We start from the raw sequence: 23,190 nt of genomic DNA, 5'->3' as shown, positions 1-23,190 counted from the left end.
GAGCCGGTCGTGGCTGGAGTACAGGCGGTGCGGGCTCCCGCGGCGTCGCCGGTCCTGCCCAGGCTCCGGGTACGGGTGCCGGCCGTGGTGGTGCCGACGCTCGTGCTGTTCGCCGCTTCGCTCGCGCTCGGCGGGTTCGCCACCTGGCTGGCGCTCGATCGCCTCGCCTCACCACTGGTGACGATCCCGTTGCACGTCGCGGCGATGTTCGGCATGTTCGTCGTGGCGCATGACTGCGGCCATCACGCCGCGGGGCGGGTGACCTGGTTCAACGACGTGCTCGGCCGGCTCGCGACCCCGTTCCTGACGGCGTTGTGCGCGTTTCCCGCCGGACGCTACCTGCATCTGGAACAGCATCGGCGCGCCGGCGAAAGCCACCTGACGCCGCGGAACCTGCGACGGCCTGCCTGGCAGCTCCCGCTGCGCTGGGTGTTCAACGATCTCTGGCACGTCGGGACGTACCTGAAGCGCACCGCTGAGCGGCCGCAGGCGGAGGTGGCCGAGGCGCTGGGCATGCTCGTGCTCGTGCCGGGCACGCTCGCCGCGGTGATCGCGACGGGCCACGGCTGGGAACTGGTCGTCGTCTACCTGCTGCCGCAACGGCTCATGCTCGCGCTGAGCGCGTGGTGGTTCGACTGGTTCCCGCGGCATCTGCCCGAGGACGCGTTCAGTTATCACGGCGTGCACAGCCGGTATCCGAGCCTGCCGTTCTACCGGTACACGGAGGCCCGTCGCGCCGACCGTTCGGCGTGCCCCGTCAGCGCGTCCCCGCCGGCTTCGCCGGACGTGTTCCACTCGCTGCCTGTCGCCCGCCTACGACCGCTGACCGGCGACGCCGTCGAAGTCGGCTTCGCCGTGCCGGAGCATTTGCGCGAGGAGTTCGAGTTCACGCCCGGACAGCATGTCGTGCTGCGGGCGGTGATCGACGGTGAACAGGTCCAGCGCGCGTACGCGGTCAGCTCCTGCTCTGGGGAGCTTCGCGTGGCGGTCAAGCAGGTACCGGGCGGGCGGATGTCGACGTTCTTGACGACGCGGGTGCGCGCGAGCGACCGGCTCGACGTGCTGCCGCCTTCGGGACAGTTCACGCTGGGCCCGGCGCGGACGGTGGTCGCGATTGCCGCCGGGGTCGGGATCGCGCCCGTGCTGCCGATGCTTTCCCATGCGCTCGCGACCTCACCTCGCGCTCGCGCGACGTTGTTGTACGTCAACCGAAGCGGCGCCGACACGATCTACGCCGGCGAGCTCAGCGCACTGGTGCGGCGGTTCGAAGGGCGACTGCGGGTCGAGCACTTCCGCACCGACGAACGCGATCCCGAGCTGCGGCAGGGCCGCGCACCGTTCGACCGCATCGCGTCGGCGCTGGCGATCTCGGACGAGCGCTATCACTCCGGCCCCCTCGACGCCGCGCGGCTCCGGTCGCTGTTGGACTGCCGGCTGCATCCGGCGAAAATCGACGAATGGCTCGTCTGCGCGCCGGTGGACATCGCGGGCCTGGTGCGCGCCCAGCTGGCCGACCACGGCGTGCCCGCTGACGGGATTCTCAGCGAGCGGTTCTGCGACCTACCCCCGCAGCCGGAGGGCGAGCGTTGGGCAGAGCCGGACGGCGCGTTCGGCATGCGCCTTCAGTTCGGGACGGATCGCCGGTTCGCGTGAGCCGTCGCGGGCGAGCGGGAAGCCCCACGGGTCACTGTCGAGCACCTCCGGCACCAGCTCCGTGCACAGGCCACGCCGCTGGCACGCCGTCCAGTCGATGTGCAGTTTCATCGCGCCCTCCCTGCCACACAGCGGCCGTGCCGGTGCCGCGCGATCTCGTCTTCGAACATGGCGAGGCTGCTGCGCACGAACCGGGCCGCGCCGTCCGGGTGGTTGCAGGCACCACGGCGTTCGACGAGGCTCACCAGCTGCCACGCCTCCTCCGGCGGCGCGGTCCCGGCGATCGCGGTCATCGCGGCCGCCATCGCGGGCAGGCCGTTCAGGCACGGCCCGCACTGGCGCGCGCTCTGGCCGGCCAGGTACCTCATCACCTCGGCGGCGGTCTTCAATCCACAGTGGACCGTGTCAAGCGCGATCACGACACCCGCGCCGACCGAACCGCCTACGGGCGCTAGTCCCTTGCGGGACAGGGGAACCGACAGGTCCGACACCCAGGTGCCGTGATAGCCGCCGATCAGCACCGCACGCAGCTCCCGCACGCGGCCCGCCTTATCGAGCAGTTCGGTGAGCGGGACGCCGATCGGCACCTCGTGCACGCCGCCCGCGCCCACGGCGCCGCTGACCGTGGCGAGGAAGGTGCCCGGCTCGCCAGCGGTGCCGCGCTGCCGGAACCAGCCGGGGCCGTACCGGGCGATCTGCGCGATATGCGCCAGGGTTTCGACGTTCTGCACGAGCGTCGGGCGGCCGTGCACACCGGCCCGCGCGGTCAGCTCCAGCCGGTCTGCCGGAAGGGCAGGACGGCCTTCGACCGCGGCGACGACGGCCGATTCCTGGCCCGCGACGAAGTAGCCGGGCGCGGTCACGACGGTCACCGGCAGGGCGTCCCATCCCGCGCGTTCGGCGAGCGCGGCGCGGACGGCATCGGCCGCGGCACCGGCGGGTACGTACAAGTACGCCTCGGCGGCACACACGGTCTCGGCGGCTAGCTGCAACCCGTCGAGCACGAGGTGTGGCGCGCGGACCAGCAGCGTGTGGTCCTTGCTGCTCGCGGGCTCCCCCTCGGCTCCGTTACCGATCACGACCGCCCAGCGTCCTTCGGCGACCGTCGCGAGCTTGCGCCAGACCGGAAATCCAGCACCGCCACGGCCGGTGAGCCCGGCGGCACGGAGGTCGGTGATGAGCGCTCCCGCCTGGCGGCGCCACGGCACCCGGCCGTTGCGCGCGAGGTGGGTGGCCAGATCCGGGGCGGCCGCGTCGAGCAGCCCGGTGACCTTGTCGACGGTGGCGGTCATACGCGAGCCTCCAGGCGCGGCTGGGCGAAGCGGGCGGACAGGCGCCAGCACAGCGCGCCGCACACGCTCACGGCGCAGACCACGGCAAGCGTCAGGAACCAGGGGGTGAAGCTGTCGGTGCCGGTGCCGAGCGCGTGGAACAGTGCGACCGGCCAGAGACCGTAGGCGGCCCAATGGATCGCGCGCCAGCTCCGCCGGCCGATGCGGTGTCGCAGCAGGCTCGTCGCGACGAGCGCGAGGAGCAGGTCGAGCGCGACGGTGCCAAGGCCCTGCCAGAACGGCCGGTAGTCGCCCACGAACGGCACCACCAGGTCGAACAGCCGCAGCATCGCGTGCGGGTCGAACAGCAGCAGGCCCACATGCAGGGCAAGGAAAACGGTGGCCAGCAGGCTGACGTTGCGATGCACCTCGGTGACCGCGAACCGCGGTAGCCACGGCGCCGGGCGGCCCGACCGTGTCGCGACGCCGAGCACCGTCGACACGGTGAGCAGCACAAGCGCGACAACGCCACTGCCGCGACCGAAGTCCCACAGCGCGGTGCTCACACTGTGCCGTTCGTTACTGATCCGACCACAGCCACGGCTGTCCGGCTTGTGTAGCAACGGTTACGTAGTGCTCGAGGTCTGCCTACTTCTGGTCGGATCAGTAAGTCCTCCGGCCAGCCGCCGAGCGCGTGCACGCGGCCGGACGAGTCGACCAGCCGGGCGGGTACGCCGCGCTCGGCCAGCCACGGCAGCGCGTCCTCGCCGCGCACCAGAGACGCCGTCGTGAGCGTGTTGGCGTCGACGCACCGGTCCGCGACCACCGTGACGCTGCGCCACACTCGCGGCACGGGCTGGCAGCTGCGCGGGTCGAGGACGTGGTGGAGCAACCGGTCGCCACGACGCCAGGTGCGGCTGTTCGTGCTCGACGTCGCCATCGCCGTACCGCTCGGCACGGCGACCACGCACGCGGGATCGCCCGGCTGATCGGCCACGAGCACCTGCCAGCCACCGGCCGGCCCCGCGCCCGCCGTCGCGAGGTCACCGCCCAGCTCGACGAGCACACCTGTGCCCAGTGCACCGGCGGCGCGCCGCGCGCAGCGGTCGGCCGTCCACGCCTTCGCGGTCGCGCCGAGGTCCAGGTGGACGCCGGGTGGCACGGTCAGCCGCCGGCCGTCGAGGGTGACCCGCCACCAGCCGGGCGCCGGCCGGACCTGCACGGGGATCGCGGGCCCGTCGAGCGTGACCTGGGGCAGGTCACGGTCGTAGCCGAGCCGGGCGAGCGCGTCGCCCAGCGTCGGATCGACGTCGCCGTCCGTCCGGCGGGCGGCGACGAGCGCGGCGTCCACCAGCCCGGCCAGGAGCTCGCTGACCCCGACCGTGCCGGCACCTTCGACGCGGCCCAGCTCCGAATCCGGCCGGAAGCGGCTGCACGCCGCGTCCACCGCAGCCAGCTCGGCCTCGACGAGCGCTCGCGCGTCGGCCAGCGCCACCGGGTCGGTGACCACGACGCGCGCCGTCGTGCTCCACACGGGCCACTGCGCGACGGTGTCACCCGTGAGCAAGGCGGTCATCAGGAGCCTCCTGAGTGGCCGTGCGCCTGCCCCCCACCGGGGAACAGCCCGCCGCCGCTGTAATCCGGCACCGTCGCATTGTCCGAAGTAGACGATTGAATGTTACTACTGTCAGTGGTGGTCTGCACCGTGTCCGTGACGGTGTAGGCGACGATCGTCGCGCCCGCCACTCCGGCCACGGCGATGCCCGTGGTCACCAGCGTGACCCGCCGCAGGCCCGTTTCGCGGATGCCCATGTCCCAGCTGCCTTCCATCAGGGTTTCGTTCGTCGTACGGTTCAGTTTTCAACCGCATGCTGTGGGATTCCTGTGGAAGGCATGGGGTCTTGCTGTGGTAACCGGATCGCACAGCAGCTTCACAGGACGCACACAAGCACGCCACACGTATAGCGACGATGGTCGAGGTGTGAACCTGCCGAAGTCCGTCCGCGGGCCCCGCGTCCGCCCGCTGCGGACCAAGCTGATCGCGGCGCTGGTCGCCCTGCTCGCGGTGGTGTGCCTGGTGATCGGCGTGATCAGCGAGCTGGCGCTCGGCGCCTTCCTGACCCGGCAGGTCGACGAGCAACTGCACGACACCACGACGCGCTCGCAGATGTTCTCCCGTGGGGACGTTCGCGATCCGCTCGAGGCTTCGGGAACCACCACCGGGACGGTGCACGGGTGGGTCACCGGTGCGGACCCGCATGGCGAGATCCTGGCCACCGGGCCCGGTTCGCATGTGCCGGTCCCCCAGCCGCTCAGTGCCGGGGACCTGGACGTGCTCGCGACCGTGCCGGTCACCGGTGCTGCGGAGACCGTGTCTCTGTCGTACGGCTCGTACCGCGTGCTCGCGGTGACCACCGGCGACGGTGTCGAAGTCTTCGGGCTGCCCATGGCGCAGGCGAACGCGACACTGCTGACCGTCGGGCTCATCCTCGGTGGGGTCGCGGCGGCCGCCGTGCTCGGCGCGGGCATCGTGGGCGCGCTCGTCGTGCGGCGCACGCTGCGCCCGCTCGACCGGGTCGCGGCGGCGGCCTCGAAGGTCACCGAACTGCCGCTGGACCGCGGCGACGTCGCGCTGTCCGTACGTGTTCCGATGCCCGACACCGATCCGTCCACCGAGGTGGGGCAGGTCGGGCACGCGCTCAACCAGATGCTCGTCCACATCGACAAGGCGCTCGACGCGCGCCAGGCGAGCGAGATGCGGGTTCGCCGGTTCGTCGCGGACGCGAGCCACGAACTGCGCACGCCGCTGGCCGCGATCCGGGGATACGCCGAATTGACCCGGCGCTCCGGCGGGCGCGTGCCCCCCGACATCGCACACGCGATGAGCCGCGTCGAGGCCGAGGCGGCCAGGATGGGCACGCTCGTCGACGATCTCCTGCTGCTGGCGCGGCTCGACGCGGGCCGCCCGCTCGAACAGTCCGAAGTGGACCTGAGCAGGCTGGTCGCGGACGCCGTCGGCGACGCGCATATCGCGGGCCCGCTGCACCGGTGGCGGCTCGAACTCCCCGACCAGCCGGTCGTCGTGACCGGCGACGCGCAGCGGCTGCACCAGGTCCTCGCGAACCTCCTGGCCAACGGCCGCACCCACACGCCCCCAGGTACCACCGTGACCGCGCGGCTCGGCGTGTCCGGCGGCTACGCGATGGTGACCGTCGCCGACAACGGTCCCGGCGTGGCGCCCGAGTTGGTGCCCCACGTGTTCGAGCGCTTCGCCCGCGGGGATTCGTCGCGTTCGCGCGCGGCCGGCAGCACGGGACTCGGCATGGCGATCGTCGCCGCCGTCGTGAGCGCCCACCACGGGCAGGTCGACGTCCGGAGCCGGCCGGGGCGGACCGAGTTCGAGGTCCGCCTGCCGCGCACAGGGTTCTCACAGGAACGGCACAACAATGACCAAGGTCGGGCCGAGAAGGTGAATTCATGACGATCACCGCCGTGCCCGCCAGCGTGCCCAGGTCCGATCGCCGCTCCGGTGACCCGCGTTGGGTCAAGCCCGGGCTCGCCGGGCTCCTCGCCGTGACGGCGGTGCTCTACCTGTGGGGTCTGAGCGCGTCCGGCTGGGCGAACGCGTTCTACTCCGCCGCCGCGCAGGCGGGCGGTGAGAGCTGGAAGGCCCTGTTCTTCGGCTCGAGTGATCCGGCGAACGCGATCACCGTCGACAAGACGCCGGCCGCGCTGTGGCTGATGAGCCTGTCGGTGCGGATCTTCGGGCTGAGCTCGTGGAGCGTCCTGGTGCCGGAGGCGCTGCTCGGTATCGGGTCCGTCGCGCTGCTGTACGTCACCGTGCGGCGGGTCAGCGGGCCCGGCGCCGGACTGCTCGCCGGCGCGGCGCTCGCGCTGACCCCGGTTGCCGCGCTGATGTTCCGCTTCAACAACCCGGACGCGCTGCTGGTGCTGCTGCTGATCGCCGGTGCCTACGGCACCATCCGCGCGGTGGAGAAAGCGAGTCCACTGTGGATCGCACTCGCCGGTGTCGCGATCGGATTCGGGTTCCTGGCGAAGATGTTGCAGGCGTTCCTGGTGCTGCCGGCATTCGCGCTCGCCTATCTGGTCGCCGCGCCCACGTCGCTCGGGAAGCGCTTTCTCCACCTGCTCGGCGCGCTCGCCGCGGTGGTCGTCTCGGCCGGCTGGTACGTCGCCGTGGTGCAACTGTGGCCGGCGAGCAGCCGCCCGTACATCGGTGGTTCGCAGACCAACAGCGTCCTCGAACTCGCCTTCGGCTACAACGGTTTCGGCCGTATCACCGGCGACGAGGTGGGCAGTCTCGGCGGGGCGCAGAGCAGCGGGAGCTGGGCGCGGCTGTTCGGCAGCGAGATGGCCGGCGGGATCGCGTGGCTGCTGCCCGCGGCCGTGCTCGCGCTGGGCGCGCTGATCTGGCTGACCTGGCGCGCGCCGCGCACGGACCGCACGCGGGCGGCCGCGATCGTGTGGGGCGGCTGGCTGCTCGTCACGGGCGCCGTGTTCAGCTACATGAGCGGGATCATCCACCCGTACTACACGATCGCGCTGGCGCCCGCGGTGGCCGCGCTGGTGGGGATGGGCGCGAGCCGGCTGTGGCGGCTGCGCGCCGATCCCGTCGCGGCAGGGCTGCTCTCCAGCGGCGTCGCGCTAACCGCCCTGACCGCGTTCTTCGTGCTGCAGCAGGAATCGAGCTGGCAGCCGTGGCTCAAGTACGTCGTCCTCGTGTCGGGCCTTTGCGCGGCGGCTCTGCTGCTGGTGGGCGACCAGCTGCCCCGGCCCGCGGCGCGTGGCGTGGCGGCGCTCGCGCTGGTCGCGTCGATGATCGGGACGGGCGCGTACACGGTGGCCACCGCGGCGACACCGCATTCCGGGGCGATCCCGTCGGCCGGGCCTCGGGGAAGCGCTTTCGGCGGCGGGATGCCGCGCGGTACCGTCCCGGGCGGCGGCGGGATGCGCGGTGGGATCGGCGGCCTGCTCGGCACCTCTGCTCCCGGTCAGGACCTGGTCTCCATGCTCCGAACGGACAGTGACGCCTATACCTGGGCAGTGGCGACAGTCGGCTCGAACCCGGCGGCGAGCTACCAGCTGGCGGCGGACGTGCCGGTGATGGCTGTCGGCGGATTCAACGGCACCGACCCCGCGCCGACGCTGGCCCAGTTCCAGGCGTACGTGCGGAGCGGGAAGATCCACTACTTCATCGGCACCGGCTCGTCGATGCGCGGCACGTCGGGCAGCGACGACGCGCAGCAGATCGCCGACTGGGTCGCGCAGCACTTCACCGCGACCACGGTGGACGGCACGACCGTCTACGACCTGACTGCTTAGCGCTGTTTCACCCGTTCCTCAGCCGGATCACAGCCGGACGGGCCAGACTGGAGTGCACCTGGCAAAGGAGGGGAAACGGTGACCCCCACGCTGACTCCAGTCTGGCAGACCGCCAGCGCACAGGGTCCTCGCACGGTCAACGCCGACGCGACGGACGCCTATCGCGACCCCGGCACGGGGCAGGCCGTGTTCGCGCTGGCGGACGGCGTGGGCGACACCCCCAGCGCCGCCCACGCGGCCCGGCTCGCGGCGGCGGCCGCGGTGCGCGCCCCGGCCGGCGAAGGCACGGTCGGGGCGCTGCTGGCCGCGCAGGACGCCGTCGCCGCCGAGCCCACGGCCGGTGACTGCGTCCTCGTCGTGGCGATGCCGTCCGGCGACGGCTACCGCGTCGGCTGGGTCGGCGACGCGCGTGCCTACGCCTGGAGCGGCGATCGCCTGGCCCAGCTCACCACGGACCACACGCTCGCTCAATACTTCCGCGACCACGGTGCCACGCCCAGACCCCATATGGAGCACATGGTGACCACGAGCGTGCGCACCGCCGGCGCGACCGAGTTCGGGCACGCCGAGGTCCGCTCCGCCGCCGGTCTCCTGCTCACCAGCGACGGCGTGCACAAGGTGCTGACCATGGCCGCGATGGCGGAGTTGCTGCGGCACCCGGTGAACTCGGCCGTCGCGCTCACCGAAGCCGCCATCGCCGCAGGCGGCGCCGACAACGCCACCGCCACCTTCGTCGAATTCACCCCCACACCCCCGAGAGCTACCTTCCAGACACCGAATTCGACGCTCGGGTCCGGTTTGGTCCCTTTCCTGTAGTTGTGGCCTCGCCGAAAGCCCAACTCACCGTCCTCAACGTAGATCTCGTGGGGGGCGGAGGTGGGGATTAGGGGACGGTGTTGGAGGCGATGACTTTGGCGTACCAGTGGGCGGAGTGTTTGGGGGTGCGGCGCTGGGTCTCGTAGTCGACGTGGACCAGGCCGAAGCGTTTCGCGTAGCCTTCGGCCCATTCGAAGTTGTCCAAAAGGGACCAGTAGAAGAAGCCCCGCAGGTCCGCGCCCCGGGCCAGCGCCGCGTGGGCCGCGCGCAGGTGCGCGGCCAAGAACTCGATCCGGTCACCGTCGACGATCGCCCCGTCCGCGGTCACCGGATCCGGATAGGCGGCCCCGTTTTCCGTGACATACAACGGGATATGCGGGTACTCTCCGTGTACCCGCAGCAGCATCCCGGTCAGCTTCTCCGGTTCCACCTGCCAGCCGGACGCCGTCCGCGCCGCGTGCGGGTCGGGGACGAACCGGACCTCCCGGGCACCGATCCACTCGGGCCCGGCCGGTTCGGCGTCCACCGAGGGCGAGCGGGTCACGACATAACCACGGTAGTAGTTGATCCCCAGCAGATCGATCGGGGCCGAGATGACCTCCAGATCGCCATCGCGCACCGGGAACCCGAACGGCGCCAGATCCTCGAGCACGTCCTCCGGGTACCGCCCGAGCAGCACCGGATCCAGGAACAGCCGGTTCTGCAGGCCGTCGATCTTGCGCACCGCCTCGGGATCGGGCCCCTCCACCGGATACAGGTTGAGCGTGATGCCCGACTGCGCCGACGGCGCGAACCGGCGCAACTCCGGCATCGCGAGCCCGTGTGCCAGCAACAGGTGGTGCGCGGCCGCCGCCGCGGCGACCGGATCCTGCCGGCCCGGCGCGTGGATCCCCGAGGCGTAGCCGAGAAAGGCCGAGCACCACGGCTCGTTCAAAGTGGACCAGAAAGGGATGCGGTCACCGAGCCCTTCCGCTGCCGTCGCGGCGAATTCGGCGAACCGGTACGCGGTGTCGCGGTTCGCCCAGCCGCCCTTTTCCTCCAGCGCCTGTGGCAGGTCGAAATGGTACAGCGTCGCCCAGGGCCGGATCCGGTTCTCCAGCAACTCGTCGACGAGCCGGTCGTAGAAGTCCAGGCCGCCCGGATTCGCCGCGCCGCCGCCGGGACGCACGCGTGACCAGGCGATCGAGAAGCGGTAGGCCCCGAAGCCGAGGTCGCGCATGATCGCCACATCCTCGCGAAACCGGTGGTAGTGATCGGCCGCGGGTTCGCCGGTGTCCCCGCCGGCGACCGCGCCGGGCCGCCGGCAGAACGCGTCCCAGATCGAATCGGCGCGACCGTCCACTGTGGTCGCTCCCTCGATCTGGAATGCGGCGGTGCTCGCTCCCCACAGGAAACCGGTGGGGAATTCCAGCCCCGCGGCGACCTCTTCACCGAGTACGGACATGCTCAGCCTTTCACTGCGCCCTGCATGATCCCGGCCACGATCTGGCGGCCGAGCAGCAGGAAGACGATCAGAATGGGAATGGTGGCCAGTGTCGTGCCGGCCAGCACCAGCGAATAGTCGACGTAATACCCGCTCTGCAGCCGCTCCAGCGCGAGCTGGACGGTCGGATTGTCCGCGTTGAGCACGATCAGCGGCCACAGGAAGTCGTTCCAGGACATCATGAACGTGAACATCGCGAGCACCGCCGCCGCCGGCCGCACGGCGGGCATGCACACGTTGAGGAAGATGCGGAACACGCTGCAGCCGTCCACCCTGGCGGCCTCGATCAGCTCGTACGGTACCGCGTCCACAATGTACTGCCGCATCCAGAACACGCCGAACGCCGTCACCAGGTTCGGCACGATCACCGCCTGCAGGTGCCCGGCCCAGCCGAACTTCGCCATCGCGATGAACAGCGGGATGATGCCGAGCTGGGTGGGTACCGCGAGCGTCACCACGATGAACAGGAACAGCGGGTTGCTGCCGCGGAACCGCAGCTTCGCGAACGCGAAACCGGCGAGCGAGGAGAACAGCACCGTGGTCAGCGTGACCGTGCTGGACACGATGACGCTGTTGCCGAGCGCCTTCCAGAACGCGACCACGTCGAACACGCGCACCGCGTTGCGGAAGAAGTTCCCGCCCGGCAACAGCGGCGGGATGTGCTCCGCCAGCATCGACGAATCCCGGCTGGCCACCAGGAACTGCCAGTAGAACGGGAAGAAGGACACCACCACGAACACGATCAGCGTCGCGTAGACGAACACGTTCGGGCGGCCGAGGCGAGAGTTCATCGGACCCGTCCCATCCGGCGGGTGAGCAGGAAGTTGAGCACCGCGATGAGCACGATGAGCACGAACAGCACCCAGGCGATCGCCGAGGCGTAGCCGAGGTCGAACCCTTCGAACCCGGATTGGTACAGGTACAGCGTCACCGTCTGGAACTGGTGGGTGGAACCGCCGTTGTTCGACCCCGGCATCGCGTCGAACAGCTTGGGCTCGGTGAAGATCTGCAGCCCGCCGATCGTCGAGGTGATCACCACGAATATCAGCGTGGGCCGCAGCATGGGCAGCGTGACGCTGACGAACCGGCGCACCGCCCCGGCCCCGTCGACGATCGCCGCCTCGATCACGTCCTTCGGCAACGCCTGCATCGCCGCGAGCACGATCAGCGCGTTGTAGCCCGTCCAGCGCCAGTTGACCATCGCCGCGATCGCGAGATGGCTGGCGAACCGGTTGGCCTGCCAGTTGATCCGGTCGAGCCCGAGGGTCTCGAAAACCGAATTGACCAGGCCGTAGTTGGGGCCGAACAGGTTCGAGAAGATGATCCCGATCGCCACCAGGCTGGCGGCGTAGGGCAGCAGGACGCCGACGTGCCAGCCCGTCGGCCCGCGCAGCCTCGTGTTGAGCAGCGCGGCGAGCAGCACGGCGATCACGATCTGGGGGCCGCTGGAGAGCACGAAGATCGACAACGTGTTCACCAGCGCGTTCCAGAACTGCCCGTCGCCGAAGAGTTCGACGTAGTTCTTCAGCCCCAGGAACTTCGGGTGGTCGTCACCGACCTCCCAGTCGAACAACGACACATAGGCCGTGTACAGCAAGGGGAACAGGCCGGCGATGCCGAACACCACGAAGAACGGCGCGATGTACAGATAGGGCGACGCCTTCACGTCCCACTTCGCGATCCGTTCGCGCAGCGTCGGCCTGACCGGTTGCCCGCGCGGAGACCGCTGGCGCGGTTGGCGCGCGGTAGTCGTCGTCATCGACCTGTTCCCCCTGCTCCTACTTCGCGATCTTCTTGGCGCCGTCAACGACCTGCTGCCAGGCCTCGGCCGGCGACTTGCCCTGTTCGACGGCCTGCAGCGCCGGGCTCGTGACGTTCTCCTGGATCTGGCCGTCACCCGGGCCCTTGTACTGCGCCTTGGTCACCTTGCGGGCCTGCTCCGCGTACAGCTGGCCGATCTTGACGTCCCCGAAGTACGGGTCGGTCTGGTTCAGCAGTTCCGGCGAGGTCAGCGCCTGCGTCTGGCTCGGGAAGTTCCCCTTGGCCTGGAACGCTTTCAGCTGCTGCTCGGGCGCCGTGAGCCAGGCGGCCAGTTCGGCGGCCTCCTTCGGGTGCTGGCTCTGCTTGGGCACCGTCAGGTAGGAACCGCCCCAGTTGCCGCCGCCGTTCGGGAAGGTGTCGCTGACCACCCACTTCCCCGCGTTGCCGGGACCGGCGTCCTCCTTGATCACCCCGAGCATCCACGACGGGCACACGGTCGTGGCGAACGCACCCTGGGCGAATCCGGTCTTCCACTCGTTGCCGAACGCGACGAGCTTGGCCGACTGCCCCTGGCCGATCGCGGTGGTCACCCGGTCCCAGGCCGCCTTGACACCTGGATTCGATTCGACCGTCAGCTTGTTGTCGTGGTCGAAGTAGCCCACGTCCAACTGGTTGATCATCGAGTTGTACAGCTGCGAAGACGCGTCGAACCAGGGCTTGCCGGTCTTCCGCGTGTAGCTCTGGCCGGCCGCGAAGTAGCTGTCCCAGCTCGAGAACAACGCCTTGACGCCCTCGGGATCCGAGGGCAGGCCCGCCTGCTGCAGCAGGTCCCTGCGGTAGCACATGGCGAGCGGACCGATGTCCGTGCCGTAGCCGATCAGGCGCCCGTCGGAGTCCTTTCCGGCGTCGTACTTCCACTTCAGCCAGCGCTCAGGCGTGACGTCCTTCGGCCCGATCTCGGTCAGGTCGTTGAACTTGCCGCCCTTGTCGACGATGTCGGAGAAGTGGCCTTCCTCGACCGCGACGACGTCCTCGAGCCCGGAGCCCGCCGCGAGCTTGGTGATGAGGTTCTGGTGGTACGGACCGCCCTCTCCGGTCTTGTGATGAGTGATCTTGATGTCGGGGTGCAGCTTCTCGTACTCGGGCAGCAGGGACTCGTAGCCGAACTCGGTGAACGTGCCGATGGTGAGCTCGATCTGCCCACCTGACCCGCCCGAGGAGCCCCCACCGCCACACGCCGCCAGGCTCGCGCCCAGCACCGCCAGTCCGATCGCGAAGCTCACGCCCTTGTGAAGGTGTCGCACGTCAACCCCTTGTCTGGGTTCTGGGTTCCAAACTGGGAGCGCTCCCAGAACATGACAGGAGTGTGTTCCTTGCCACGGTTGGTGTCAAGATGCGTTATGGTTGAGAGCGCTCCCACAGGAAGGACACCTCCCGTGACCCACAGCCACGACGACAGGCCGACTCTGGAGGACGTCGCGGCCTTCGCCGGGGTGTCCCGCTCGACGGCCTCGCGCGCCCTCAACGGCGACGCGAACGTCAGCAACCGGGCTAAAGACGCCGTCCTGGCGGCCGCGCGCGATCTCGGCTACTCCCCCAACCAGGCCGCGCGCTCACTCGTCACCCGGCGCACCGGGGCCGTCGCCGTCGTGCTCTCGGAGCCTGAAGAGGTCGTGCTGGCCGATCCGTACCGTACCGCTGTCATGCGCGCGGGATACCGGGAGCTTGCCTCGTCGGGCAGCCAGATGGTGTTGATGTTCAACGACGGCCGGGAGGATCACGCGCGCACGCTTCACTTCCTCGACGGCGGGCACGTCGACGGTGCGCTCGTGTTCGCCCCGCACCGGGCCGACCCGCTCCCCCGGGCGCTGCGGCTGCTGCGGCTGCCCGTCGTGTTCGGCGGGCAGGCCGGTAACCTCGCGCGCGGGGTGCACGTCGTGGACTTCGACAATTCCGACGGCGCGCGGCAGGCCGTGGAACACCTGCTGGCCAAGGGAAGGCGGCGGATAGCCACGGTCGCGGGCCCGCAGGACCAGACCGCGGCGGTGCACCGCCTGTCCGGCTGGCGGCAGCGGGTCACCGGTGCCGGGCTCGACCCGACGGGACTGTCCGAAGAGGCCGATTTCACTTTGGACGGTGGCCACGCCGCGATGGCCCGGTTGCTGGAACGGGCACCCGATCTCGACGGAGTGTTCGTCGCGAGCGACCTGATGGCCGCGGGCGCGCTGCGCGCCCTGCACGAAGCGGGCCGCCGGGTTCCCGAGGACGTGGCGGTGATCGGGTTCGACGACCATCCCGCGCTCGCCACCGCGATGCACCCGCCGTTGACGACGGTGCACCAGGATCCGGCGGCGCAGGTCCAGCAGATGGTCGCGACCCTGACCGCCCTGCTGGCCGGGCAGGCCGTCCGGCCGCGAAGGCGGGTGCTGCCGGTTTCTCTCCGGATCCGTGAATCCGCGTGAAATGATTTCCTGACGGGATAACGCGCCGCCGGAAAACAAGTGTTCACCCTTTGCCTTCGCTCCCCGGTTCGGCTACCTTTCCGGCCGGGCGGAGAAAGGCGAGGATGAGATCGCGATTCTGGGTGGTGTTCGCGCTGCTTCCGGGCGTCCTGCTGACCGCCTGTGGTGCGAGCGGCGGCGGGGTGCTGCCGGTGGTGGCACTGACCCCCGAGACGCCGCCGACCGTCCGGTACGTGCTGCCGAGCCGGCCGCCGACGACACCCCCGCCGACGAAGACCATCACCGTGCGCCGCCCGGTCACGACCAGGACGGTCACCGCGGCACCGGTGAGCCCGCCGCCGGGCGGCACGACCGCGCCGCCGGCCACGTCGGCGCCTGCCGCGCCGGAACAGATGTCCGGCACGGTCAGCTTCTACTCGTCGGTCGACAAGAGCCCGCTGGGCACCCTGCTGATCGCGTTCCCGACGATCCTGCACGGGCTCGCGGGCGGCAGCGGCACCTACGACGATCCGGTGACCTTCGCGGCGGCGCCGGGCGCGTTCGCTCCCGGCACCCGGATCTACGTACCGGATCTGCGGCGTTACTTCGTGCTCGAGGATCTGTGCGCCTCGTGCGGCGGCACGCATATCGAGCTGTGGACGGGCTCGGCGCTCGACGACGGCATCCGGACGTGTGAAGCGCGGCTCGGCGCGCAGGGGACGCGCTCCTACCTGGTGTCTCCCCCGCCCTGGCTGCCCGTCGCCCCCGGCCCGCTCTACGACGGCGGCGGGTGTTTCCGGCCGTGATCCGGGGTGCGAGGTACGGTGTTGCGGTGACCGACAAGGACATCATCGGCAGCATCGACGAGCTCATCGCCGAGGAGCACAAGCTGCGTGAGAAGGCCACCGGTGCCGGCCTCGAGGAGCCCGACCGCACCCGGATCCGCCAGCTCGAAGAGCAGCTCGACCAGTGCTGGGACCTGCTGCGCCAGCGCCGCGCCCGCCGGGAGTTCGGCGAGGACGAGGGCGCGGCCGAGGTCCGCCCCACCAGCGAGGTCGAGCACTACCAGCAGTAGTTCACAGCCAGCTCACAGCTCGCGCTCATCCGGTTGTGACCTTCCCCGTTCACGCTTACGGTGCCGAACGGAAGGAGCCGGAACGTGGTGCGGTTGCTGGTCGTCGGTGACGAGCCGGGCACGGTCGAGCTTCTCGCGGGCAGCCTGCGCTTCGCCGGGTTCGACGTGAGCACGGCGGAATCCGCGTCAGCCGTGACGGGCGCCCGGGTGCGCCGGCCGGATCTGGTCGTGCTCGGCGGCTCGATGCCCGGTCTGGCGCGGCGGCTGCGCGCCGGCGGGCTGCATGTGCCCGTCCTCGCCGTCGGCGCGCCGTGCACACTGGATGCCCTGGTCAGCGAGATCGACGTGACGCTGCGCCGGGGCAGGCTGTCGGTCGCGGATATCGAACTCGACGAAAGCACGCACGAGGTGTTCAAGGCGGGCCGCATTGTCGATCTGTCGCCGACGGAATTCCGGCTGCTGCGGTATTTCCTGCTCAACGCCGGTCGTGTGCTGTCGAAGAAGCGGCTGCTCGAGGACGTGTGGGAGTGCGACTTCGGCGGGCGCGACAGCGTGCTCGAGTCCTACGTGTCCTACCTCCGGCGCAAGATCGACACGACCGAACCGCGCCTGCTACGCACGGTACGCGGGATCGGGTACCAGCTGCGCGTTCCACGAAACGACGCCCGGTAAGGGCGATTTCCGGGCCACTCGCTCGATTCGATCGTCCGACCGATTTCAGACACCACATCTCCTGGTCCCCGCCCGGTCGCAAGATCCACCGTGGCTCGGTGGTCGGCTGGCGGCAGGTGAAATCTAGGGCAGATCCGCCTAGCCGGGAATACTCCGAACGGCTGAGTCCCGGTCGCTCAACGTAGTTGCCTGAAACATCGGAACGGTCTAGACGCGGGCACCTTCTTGGGTTAATTGTGTACCCGTCCAGTCGTCGTACCCCTCCGATCGCACGAGAGCACCACCGCGGATAGCGCTCTTGTCGGAAGGCAACAAGTGCCCAAGCTACTCAGAAAAACAGTTACGCCAACAGGATCTTCGAACCACGCGCCGCGCGGTTCGAAGATTTCGCTGCGCACCCGCGTGCTCGCGATCGCCCTGATTCCGAGTTCCGTGCTGCTCGCGGCCGGGGTGGGGATCAACACGTACTTGATCACGGCCGCGGTCCAGAAACGCGACACCGCGGTCCTGCTGACCCGGGGCTACGGCCTGGCAGTGCCGTTCATGCCGGCGATGACGCAAGAACGCCGTGCGAGCATCGCGGTCGCCGCCGATCCGTCACCGGCCAACAAGGCGGACCTCGAGCAGGCCCGCGCCGGGTTCAACCAGCTGCTCGGCGAGTTCGGCGCCGTTTCGGGGCAGGTAGCCGCCGCGATGCCGCCCGACTCCCGCGCCGCGATCAACCACTTCGTCCAGTCGATGGGGCAGCTGCCGGGCATTCGCCAGCAGATCGACAACGGCCAGGCCCGCCCCCTCGCCGTCTACGACACCTACAACTCGATCGCCGACGCGATGATCGTCGCGGCCGGCGCCATCGGACGTGACTCCACCGACAAGGACGTGGCACTGCTGCGTTCCCGGGCCGCGGACCTCATGCGCGTGTCGGACTGGGTCGACCGCGGCAACGCGCTCGCGCTCGCCGCCTACCAGAACGGCGGGCTGACCGGCGACGAACTGGCCGCCTTCGACTCGCTGGCCCGTGCCTACCGGGCCGACCTGACAGGTCTCCAGCCACAGCTTCCCTCGGCCCAGCAACAGAAAATCGACCAGCTCGAGTCCTCTCCGGACTGGAACCTGCTCGGCACGGTGGAGGACGCCGTGGTGCGCCAGGGTTACGACCCGCGCCCGCTCTCCCGCGGCGCCGTGCCGTCCCTGCCGGTCACGGTACAGCAGTGGCAGGACGCCGTGCGACAGGTTTCGGGCACGATCAGCAGCCTGGGCCTCGGCGATCTGGGCAGTGCGGCGGCCGCGGCGGAGAAACAGTCCGCCGACGACACCCTGAGCCGCTCGATCATCATCGCGGCCGCGAGCCTCGTACTGGCCGTCATCGTCCTGTTTCTGGCGCTGCGCATGGGCAACGATCTGGTCCGCCGCCTGCACCGGCTGCGGGCCGACACCCTTGAAGCCGATCAGCGGCTGCCCGACGTGGTAAACCGCGTCCGGCAGGGTGAGCGGGTCGACGTCGGCCGCGAAGTACCCGCGCTGGACTACGGAAGCGACGAAATCGGCGAAGTGGCCGACGCGTTTTCCAAGGCACAGCAGGCGGCCGTCGCCGCGGCGGTGCAGGAGGCCGAGCTTCGCGAGGGCATGAACACCGTGTTCCTCAACATCGCCCGGCGCAGCCAGGCCGTCGTGCACCGGCAGCTGCAGGTGCTCGACCGCGCCGAGCGCTCGGCCGACGATCCGGACCAGGTCGACCTGCTCTACCAGCTGGACCACCTGAGCACCCGCGAACGCCGCAACGCGGAGAACCTGATCGTGCTCGGCGGCGGGCGGCTGACCCGCCAGTGGCGGGCCCCGGTGAACCTGCTCGACATCGTCCGCAGCGCGGTCGCCGAAACCGAGCAGTACAACCGGGTCACCTTCGGGCGCATCCCGCAGGTGCAGGTCACCGAGCGCGCGGTGGCCGACCTGATGCACCTGCTCGCCGAACTGGTCGACAACGCGATCGCCTTCTCCCCACCGGAATCCCGCATCGAGGTGCGCGGCAACCCCGTCGGCAGGGGTGCGGTGATCGAAATCGAAGACCAGGGTCTCGGCATGCCGGACGAGGAGCGCGAGCGGGTCAATGCCATGTTCGAGGATCCGGCCGACTCCGGCGTGCTGGCCCTGACCGGTGACTCGCGGATCGGTTTCTTCGTCGTGGCGAGGCTGGCGCGCCACCAAGGTATCCGGGTGTCCCTTTTGGAATCGTCCTATGGTGGCATCCGCGCCGTGGTGGTCATTCCCAACGACGCGCTCGTGGCGGCCAAGCGCATCGAACCCGCAGACCCGGACCACACGGACTGGTTCAACGCCGTGCCCGCGCAGACCGGTCCGGCGCCGGAAAGCCCGCCTGCCAACGGGAAGGCGAACAAGCACCGAGCCACGGTGATGATGCTGCCCGAGGCCACCCCGGCGTGGCCGGCACCCTCTCCGACGGATGACCGGCCGCGGCTGCCGAAACGACGGCGCCAGGCGAGCCTCGCGCCCGGCCTGCACGAGATGCCCGAAGCGGCGGCGCCCGCCCCCGCCGCGGCCGACGAGGAGGCGACCGCCATGGGAGCGCGGAATCTGATGGCGGCCTTCCAGGACGGTACGCGCCGTGGCCGTGCCGAAGACGAGACATGGCACGGCTGAGACGAGGATCCTGTGGAACACACAACACGGAAAACGGACCTGAACTGGCTGCTCGAGGATTTCGTCGAGCGGGTGGTGACCGTCGACAGGGCGGTTCTGCTATCCGCCGACGGGCTGCTCATGGGCCGGTCGCGCGGATTGTCCGAAGAGGACGGTGAACACCTGTCCGCGATGGCGTCGGCGTTCCAGAGCCTTTCCCGCGGCGCCGCACGACATTTCGACGGCGGCGGCGTGCGGCAAACGATGGTCGAGATGGACAACGCCTTCCTGTTCGTGATGGCGGCGGGACGGGGAGCGTGCCTGGCCACCCTCGCCGCCCGCGACGCCGACCTGGGGCTCGTCGCTTACGAAATGAACCGCCTCGTCGCGCGAGTCGGTGTGAGCATGTCCGCGCCGCCGCGTCCGGTGGAGGCCGCGAACGGCAGGCTCGATGACCGGCGGTGAGTTCGATGGAAGGCACCGGATACGACGGGCCGATGGTCCGGCCGTACTTTCTGGCCGGCGGCCGCAGCCGCCCCGCGCGCGCCGACCTGGAGATGATCACGTTGGTGGTTTCGGTGACCGACGAGATCCGCGAACGGGTCAGTCCCGAACACGCGGAGATCGTGCGCATCTGCGCGCGGCCGTGCTCGGTCGCGGAGGTCTCGGCGCTGACCAACCTGCCGTTGATGGTGGTGAAGGTGCTGCTGAGCGACCTGATCGACCGCGGGTACCTGATCCACCGGTCCCCGCCGGCCACCGAGATCCCGAGCCAAGAACTACTCCAGGCGGTCCTTGATGGCATCCGAAGGCTCTGAGCGCACCACCCCGTCGCTGGCCACGGCGGTGAAGATCCTCGTGGCCGGCGGGTTCGGGGTCGGCAAGACGACGATGGTCGGCGCGGTCAGCGAGATCCGGCCGCTGCGCACCGAAGAGGTCCTGAGCGACGCCGGGGTCGGGGTGGATGACGTGTCCGGTCTCGACGCCAAGACCACCACGACCGTCGCGATCGACTTCGGCCGCATCACGATCAGTCCCGATCTGGTGCTGTACCTGTTCGGCACCCCGGGCCAGCAACGGTTCTGGTTCATGTGGGACGAACTGGCCCGCGGCTCGCTCGGCGCGGTCGTGCTGGCCGACACCCGGCGCCTCGACGGCAGCTTCGCCGCCGTGGACTTCTTCGAACGCCGAGGAGTGCCGTTCGTGGTGGGCGTCAACTGCTTCGACCAGGCGCCGGTCTACCGCGCCGAAGAAGTGCGTGACGCCCTCGACCTGGACCCCGATACCCCCGTGGTGCTGTGCGACGCCCGCCGCCGCGAGCTGGGCAAGAAGGTGCTCGCGACCTTGCTCGAATACCTGATGCGACTCGGCGACCGGCAGTGGGCGGGGTACCAGCCGGGCGTGCGCTGATACCGGATACCGGGCGTAGAATTAGTTCACAAGTTGACCAGTTCTACGCGAAGGGCGGGTATGGCGGCCGAGGAGCTCGATTTCTGGTCTTTCGTCGAGCTGGCCAACAAGCGCCTCTCCGGCGAGTTCGGCTTCTCCCACCAGCTGGCCACCCAGGTGCTGCTGCGGCTCAACCGCGCCTCGAGCATCGTCACCTACGACCTCGAGGCGAGCGTGCACCGGCCGCGCGGGCGGTCGTGGTCGGGGTTCCGGCTGCTGTTCGTCACCTGGCTCGCCGGCCCGCTCGAAGCGAAGAAGGCCGCCGAGCTGACCGGGATGAGCCGCGCCGCGGTGTCGAACCTGACCAAGACCCTCGTCGCGGACGGGTTGCTCGCGCGCACGCCGGGCGAGCACGACGGCCGTTCCGTCCTGCTGTCGCTCACCGAAGCGGGGCAGCGCGAGATGGTCGAGGTCTTCCGCGCGCAGAACGAGCGCGAGTACGAATGGGTGAGCGTGCTCACCGAGGCCGAGCAGCGGATCCTCGTGCTGCTGCTGGACAAGCTGATCACCAACAAGCGGTTCGAGGTGCGCGGCCGGAACTGACCCTTGTGCCCGGCCGATTTAGTCAATACATTGATTAAAGCGAGGCGAGGAGGCGGACGCGTGATCCCGGCACTGTTCAAGGGACTGCTCGACGACGCCGCGGTCTTCCCGCCGGGTTCGATGCCACTGGCCGACGCTGTGCCCGCGCACGCGCGGCATCTCGCCGCGCCGTACGCGGACATCGTCGGACCCTTCGTGCTCGCCGCTCCCATGCTGGCCGAACTCGGGGACGCCGACGTGGCGCTCGCCGTGACCGCGCCGGGCGGGCCCGCGCAGGTGCCCGGCGTGCTCGCCCTGGCGGGAAACCGGCTCACCGCACTGGACGTCGCGATCCCGGCGGCGATGAAGCCCGCCGAGTTCTTCACCGCGCTCGAACCGGTGGACGTGCCCGTCTTCGTCGAGATCCCGCGGGACGAGCGCCGCGCGGAAGTCATCGCGATCTGCGCGAAGACCGGGCGCGCGGCGAAATTCCGCACCGGCGGCGTGACCGCGGACCGGTATCCGGACGAGGCCGAACTGGCCCACGCGGTCCGTCGCGTCGTCGACGCGGGAGTGCCGTTCAAGGCCACCGCCGGGCTGCATCACGCGGTCCGCAACACCGATCCGGCCACCGGCTTCGAACAGCACGGCTACCTCAACCTGCTCGCCGCGGCCGGTGCCGCGATGGGCGGGGCCGGGCCGCGCGAACTGGCGGACCTGCTGGCGCTGCGCGATCCCGGCGCGCTGACCGCCCGGGTATCCACTTTGGACACCACGGTACGATCGGCGTTCCGCTCGTTCGGCACCTGCAGCATCCTCGAGCCACTGACCGAACTAGTGGCACTGGGCCTGGTCCCGGAAGGAGTAACCGCGTGAGGATCGAGATCCCCGAAGGATCCCTGTTCGGTCTCGCGAACTTGCCCTACGGCGTGTTCTCGGCACCCGGCACCCCGCCACGGGCCGGGGTCCGCCTCGGTGACTCCGTCGTCGACCTCGCCCGCGCGCTCGACGACGAGGTGTTCGCCCAGCCGAGCCTGAACCCGTTCATGGCGCAGGGATACGAGCGCTGGGCGCAGGTGCGGCGGCAGGTGACCGACCTGGTGTCCGGCGAGGTGCCCGGCGAGGCGGTGCACGCGATCGACGCGGTGACCCTGCACCTGCCGGTCGAAGTCGCCGACTACGTCGATTTCTACGCCTCGGAACACCATGCGGCGAACCTCGGCAGGCTGTTCCGGCCGGACGCTCCGCAACCACTCACGCCGAACTGGAAGCATCTGCCGATCGGGTATCACGGGCGCGCGGGCACGGTCGTGGTCTCGGGCACGGACATCGTGCGCCCATGCGGTCAGCGGAAGGCACCGGACGAGCCCGCGCCGACGTTCGGTGCGTGCCGGCGGCTGGACATCGAGGCGGAGCTGGGATTCATCGTCGGCGCCGGTTCCCGCCTCGGCGCAGGAGTGTCCACTTCGGACTTCCGGCACCACGTCTTCGGTGCCGTGCTGGTCAACGACTGGTCCGCGCGTGACATCCAGGCGTGGGAGTACGTGCCGCTGGGCCCGTTCCTCGGCAAGAGCTTCGCGACCTCGATCTCCCCGTGGGTCGTGCCGCTGGCCGCGCTGGAAGCAGCACGCGTGCCGACCCCGGTCCAGGATCCGGCGCCGCTGCCGTACCTGCGGGAGAGCGAACCGTGGGGGCTGGACATCGACTTGGCCGTCTCGTGGAACGGCCAGGAGGTGACTCGGCCGCCCTACCGCGAGATGTACTGGTCGCCGGCGCAGATGCTGGCGCATATGACGGTCAACGGCGCGACGAGCCGCACCGGCGACCTGTACGCCTCGGGCACCATCTCCGGCCCGGCGAAGGACCAGCGGGGCGCGTTCATCGAACTGACCTGGGGTGGCCAGGATCCGGTCGAAGTCAACGGCGAGCCCCGCAGCTTCCTCCTCGACGGCGACGAAGTCGTGATCACCGCGACGGCACCCGCGGCCGACCGCACCCGCCTCGGCTTCGGTGAGGTACGGGGCCGTGTCCGGCCCTCAGCTCACGAAGGCGAATAGTTCGCCGACC

The 23,190-nt window shown here is 70.0% G+C and carries 24 protein-coding genes; 15 read left to right on the top strand and 9 right to left on the bottom strand.

Features of this window, described 5'->3' with window-relative positions; translation table 11 throughout:
- Positions 1-9 precede the first annotated feature (9 nt).
- Positions 10-1,653: an FAD-binding oxidoreductase gene (locus FG385_RS18220; RefSeq protein WP_235022639.1), complete on the top strand. Its 1,644-nt coding sequence runs from the start codon at positions 10-12 to the stop codon at positions 1,651-1,653.
- Here FG385_RS18220 and FG385_RS35630 read toward each other — a convergent pair.
- Genes FG385_RS35630 through FG385_RS18195 form a run of 5 tightly spaced genes read right to left on the bottom strand, consistent with a single transcriptional unit; the run spans position 1,561 to position 4,754 of the window.
- A complete protein-coding gene (locus FG385_RS35630; protein WP_139097959.1) occupies positions 1,561-1,764 on the bottom strand; it encodes a ferredoxin in 204 nt (67 codons plus the stop codon). The genes FG385_RS18220 and FG385_RS35630 overlap by 93 nt on opposite strands.
- Complete coding sequence (locus tag FG385_RS18210) at positions 1,761-2,945, bottom strand: NADH-ubiquinone oxidoreductase-F iron-sulfur binding region domain-containing protein (protein WP_139097958.1); 1,185 nt, start codon at positions 2,943-2,945, stop codon at positions 1,761-1,763. Before FG385_RS18210 ends, FG385_RS35630 begins: the two co-directional genes overlap by 4 nt.
- Complete coding sequence (locus tag FG385_RS18205; RefSeq protein ID WP_200834512.1) at positions 2,942-3,490, bottom strand: ferric reductase-like transmembrane domain-containing protein; 549 nt, start codon at positions 3,488-3,490, stop codon at positions 2,942-2,944. The genes FG385_RS18210 and FG385_RS18205 overlap by 4 nt, the downstream gene beginning before the upstream one ends.
- On the bottom strand, positions 3,487-4,500 hold the full coding sequence (locus FG385_RS18200) for an FAD:protein FMN transferase (RefSeq protein WP_139097957.1): 1,014 nt from the start codon (positions 4,498-4,500) through the stop codon (positions 3,487-3,489). The genes FG385_RS18205 and FG385_RS18200 overlap by 4 nt, the downstream gene beginning before the upstream one ends.
- Complete coding sequence (locus FG385_RS18195) at positions 4,500-4,754, bottom strand: hypothetical protein (RefSeq protein ID WP_139097956.1); 255 nt, start codon at positions 4,752-4,754, stop codon at positions 4,500-4,502. The genes FG385_RS18200 and FG385_RS18195 overlap by 1 nt, the downstream gene beginning before the upstream one ends.
- A 151-nt stretch (positions 4,755-4,905) precedes the next feature.
- Here FG385_RS18195 and FG385_RS18190 point away from each other — a divergent pair, with 151 nt between their 5' ends.
- From FG385_RS18190 to FG385_RS18180, 3 genes are all read left to right on the top strand, one after another.
- Positions 4,906-6,405 (top strand): HAMP domain-containing sensor histidine kinase, encoded by a 1,500-nt coding sequence (locus FG385_RS18190; protein WP_235022638.1) that lies wholly within the window; start codon positions 4,906-4,908, stop codon positions 6,403-6,405.
- Entirely contained in the window at positions 6,402-8,267 is a 1,866-nt protein-coding gene (locus tag FG385_RS18185; RefSeq protein WP_139097954.1) for an ArnT family glycosyltransferase, read from the top strand. Before FG385_RS18190 ends, FG385_RS18185 begins: the two co-directional genes overlap by 4 nt.
- Before the next feature lie 78 nt (positions 8,268-8,345).
- Positions 8,346-9,083, top strand: a complete 738-nt coding sequence (locus FG385_RS18180) for a PP2C family protein-serine/threonine phosphatase (protein WP_139097953.1) — start codon at positions 8,346-8,348, stop codon at positions 9,081-9,083.
- A 67-nt stretch (positions 9,084-9,150) separates the two neighbouring features.
- Here FG385_RS18180 and FG385_RS18175 read toward each other — a convergent pair whose 3' ends face one another.
- From FG385_RS18175 to FG385_RS18160, 4 genes are read right to left on the bottom strand one after another with little or no spacing between them, the layout of a single operon-like run.
- Complete coding sequence (locus FG385_RS18175; RefSeq protein WP_139097952.1) at positions 9,151-10,527, bottom strand: GH1 family beta-glucosidase; 1,377 nt, start codon at positions 10,525-10,527, stop codon at positions 9,151-9,153.
- A 2-nt stretch (positions 10,528-10,529) separates the two neighbouring features.
- Positions 10,530-11,357: a carbohydrate ABC transporter permease gene (locus FG385_RS18170; protein ID WP_139097951.1), complete on the bottom strand. Its 828-nt coding sequence runs from the start codon at positions 11,355-11,357 to the stop codon at positions 10,530-10,532.
- On the bottom strand, positions 11,354-12,325 hold the full coding sequence (locus FG385_RS18165; RefSeq protein WP_139097950.1) for a carbohydrate ABC transporter permease: 972 nt from the start codon (positions 12,323-12,325) through the stop codon (positions 11,354-11,356). Before FG385_RS18165 ends, FG385_RS18170 begins: the two co-directional genes overlap by 4 nt.
- Positions 12,326-12,344: 19 nt before the next feature.
- Complete coding sequence (locus tag FG385_RS18160; RefSeq protein ID WP_139097949.1) at positions 12,345-13,631, bottom strand: ABC transporter substrate-binding protein; 1,287 nt, start codon at positions 13,629-13,631, stop codon at positions 12,345-12,347.
- Between the two features lie 96 nt (positions 13,632-13,727).
- Here FG385_RS18160 and FG385_RS18155 point away from each other — a divergent pair, with 96 nt between their 5' ends.
- The 11 genes from FG385_RS18155 to fahA all read left to right on the top strand — a co-directional run bounded on the left by FG385_RS18155 (position 13,728) and on the right by fahA (position 23,180).
- Positions 13,728-14,789: a LacI family DNA-binding transcriptional regulator gene (locus FG385_RS18155; protein WP_139097948.1), complete on the top strand. Its 1,062-nt coding sequence runs from the start codon at positions 13,728-13,730 to the stop codon at positions 14,787-14,789.
- Between the two features lie 104 nt (positions 14,790-14,893).
- Complete coding sequence (locus tag FG385_RS18150; RefSeq protein ID WP_139097947.1) at positions 14,894-15,574, top strand: hypothetical protein; 681 nt, start codon at positions 14,894-14,896, stop codon at positions 15,572-15,574.
- A 26-nt stretch (positions 15,575-15,600) separates the two neighbouring features.
- On the top strand, positions 15,601-15,843 hold the full coding sequence (locus tag FG385_RS18145) for a DUF2630 family protein (RefSeq protein WP_139097946.1): 243 nt from the start codon (positions 15,601-15,603) through the stop codon (positions 15,841-15,843).
- Between the two features lie 84 nt (positions 15,844-15,927).
- On the top strand, positions 15,928-16,515 hold the full coding sequence (locus FG385_RS18140; protein ID WP_235022637.1) for a response regulator transcription factor: 588 nt from the start codon (positions 15,928-15,930) through the stop codon (positions 16,513-16,515).
- Positions 16,516-16,830: 315 nt separating this feature from the next.
- Entirely contained in the window at positions 16,831-19,173 is a 2,343-nt protein-coding gene (locus FG385_RS18135; RefSeq protein WP_139097944.1) for a sensor histidine kinase, read from the top strand.
- A 12-nt stretch (positions 19,174-19,185) separates the two neighbouring features.
- Positions 19,186-19,617 (top strand): roadblock/LC7 domain-containing protein, encoded by a 432-nt coding sequence (locus FG385_RS18130; protein ID WP_139097943.1) that lies wholly within the window; start codon positions 19,186-19,188, stop codon positions 19,615-19,617.
- 5 nt (positions 19,618-19,622) lie between these two features.
- Positions 19,623-19,970, top strand: a complete 348-nt coding sequence (locus FG385_RS18125) for a DUF742 domain-containing protein (RefSeq protein ID WP_139097942.1) — start codon at positions 19,623-19,625, stop codon at positions 19,968-19,970.
- Complete coding sequence (locus FG385_RS18120) at positions 19,951-20,562, top strand: GTP-binding protein (protein WP_139097941.1); 612 nt, start codon at positions 19,951-19,953, stop codon at positions 20,560-20,562. Before FG385_RS18125 ends, FG385_RS18120 begins: the two co-directional genes overlap by 20 nt.
- 60 nt (positions 20,563-20,622) lie before the next feature.
- Positions 20,623-21,144 (top strand): MarR family winged helix-turn-helix transcriptional regulator, encoded by a 522-nt coding sequence (locus FG385_RS18115; protein WP_139097940.1) that lies wholly within the window; start codon positions 20,623-20,625, stop codon positions 21,142-21,144.
- Between the two features lie 33 nt (positions 21,145-21,177).
- Complete coding sequence (locus FG385_RS18110) at positions 21,178-21,999, top strand: hypothetical protein (protein WP_200834521.1); 822 nt, start codon at positions 21,178-21,180, stop codon at positions 21,997-21,999.
- A complete protein-coding gene (gene fahA, locus FG385_RS18105; protein ID WP_139097938.1) occupies positions 21,996-23,180 on the top strand; it encodes a fumarylacetoacetase in 1,185 nt (394 codons plus the stop codon). The genes FG385_RS18110 and fahA overlap by 4 nt, the downstream gene beginning before the upstream one ends.
- The last annotated feature ends 10 nt before the right edge of the window (positions 23,181-23,190 follow it).

This window comes from Amycolatopsis alkalitolerans (genome assembly GCF_006152065.1).
GTDB lineage: Bacteria > Actinomycetota > Actinomycetes > Mycobacteriales > Pseudonocardiaceae > Amycolatopsis_E > Amycolatopsis_E alkalitolerans.
The sequence above is the reverse complement of the archived record's forward strand: the minus strand, read 5'-3'. Positions and strand labels throughout refer to the sequence as shown.

What these genes read in the sequence shown, in the direction of transcription:
- FG385_RS35630 (WP_139097959.1), bottom strand. Translation starts at nt 1,764, where the DNA reads ATGAAACTGCACATCGACTGGACGGCGTGCCAGCGGCGTGGCCTGTGC.
- FG385_RS18210 (WP_139097958.1), bottom strand. Translation starts at nt 2,945, where the DNA reads ATGACCGCCACCGTCGACAAGGTCACCGGGCTGCTCGACGCGGCCGCC.
- FG385_RS18200 (WP_139097957.1), bottom strand. Translation starts at nt 4,500, where the DNA reads ATGACCGCCTTGCTCACGGGTGACACCGTCGCGCAGTGGCCCGTGTGG.
- FG385_RS18195 (WP_139097956.1), bottom strand. Translation starts at nt 4,754, where the DNA reads ATGGAAGGCAGCTGGGACATGGGCATCCGCGAAACGGGCCTGCGGCGG.
- FG385_RS18185 (WP_139097954.1), top strand. Translation starts at nt 6,402, where the DNA reads ATGACGATCACCGCCGTGCCCGCCAGCGTGCCCAGGTCCGATCGCCGC.
- FG385_RS18175 (WP_139097952.1), bottom strand. Translation starts at nt 10,527, where the DNA reads ATGTCCGTACTCGGTGAAGAGGTCGCCGCGGGGCTGGAATTCCCCACC.
- FG385_RS18170 (WP_139097951.1), bottom strand. Translation starts at nt 11,357, where the DNA reads ATGAACTCTCGCCTCGGCCGCCCGAACGTGTTCGTCTACGCGACGCTG.
- FG385_RS18165 (WP_139097950.1), bottom strand. Translation starts at nt 12,325, where the DNA reads ATGACGACGACTACCGCGCGCCAACCGCGCCAGCGGTCTCCGCGCGGG.
- FG385_RS18155 (WP_139097948.1), top strand. Translation starts at nt 13,728, where the DNA reads ATGGTTGAGAGCGCTCCCACAGGAAGGACACCTCCCGTGACCCACAGC.
- FG385_RS18150 (WP_139097947.1), top strand. Translation starts at nt 14,894, where the DNA reads ATGAGATCGCGATTCTGGGTGGTGTTCGCGCTGCTTCCGGGCGTCCTG.
- FG385_RS18125 (WP_139097942.1), top strand. Translation starts at nt 19,623, where the DNA reads ATGGAAGGCACCGGATACGACGGGCCGATGGTCCGGCCGTACTTTCTG.
- FG385_RS18120 (WP_139097941.1), top strand. Translation starts at nt 19,951, where the DNA reads ATGGCATCCGAAGGCTCTGAGCGCACCACCCCGTCGCTGGCCACGGCG.
- FG385_RS18115 (WP_139097940.1), top strand. Translation starts at nt 20,623, where the DNA reads ATGGCGGCCGAGGAGCTCGATTTCTGGTCTTTCGTCGAGCTGGCCAAC.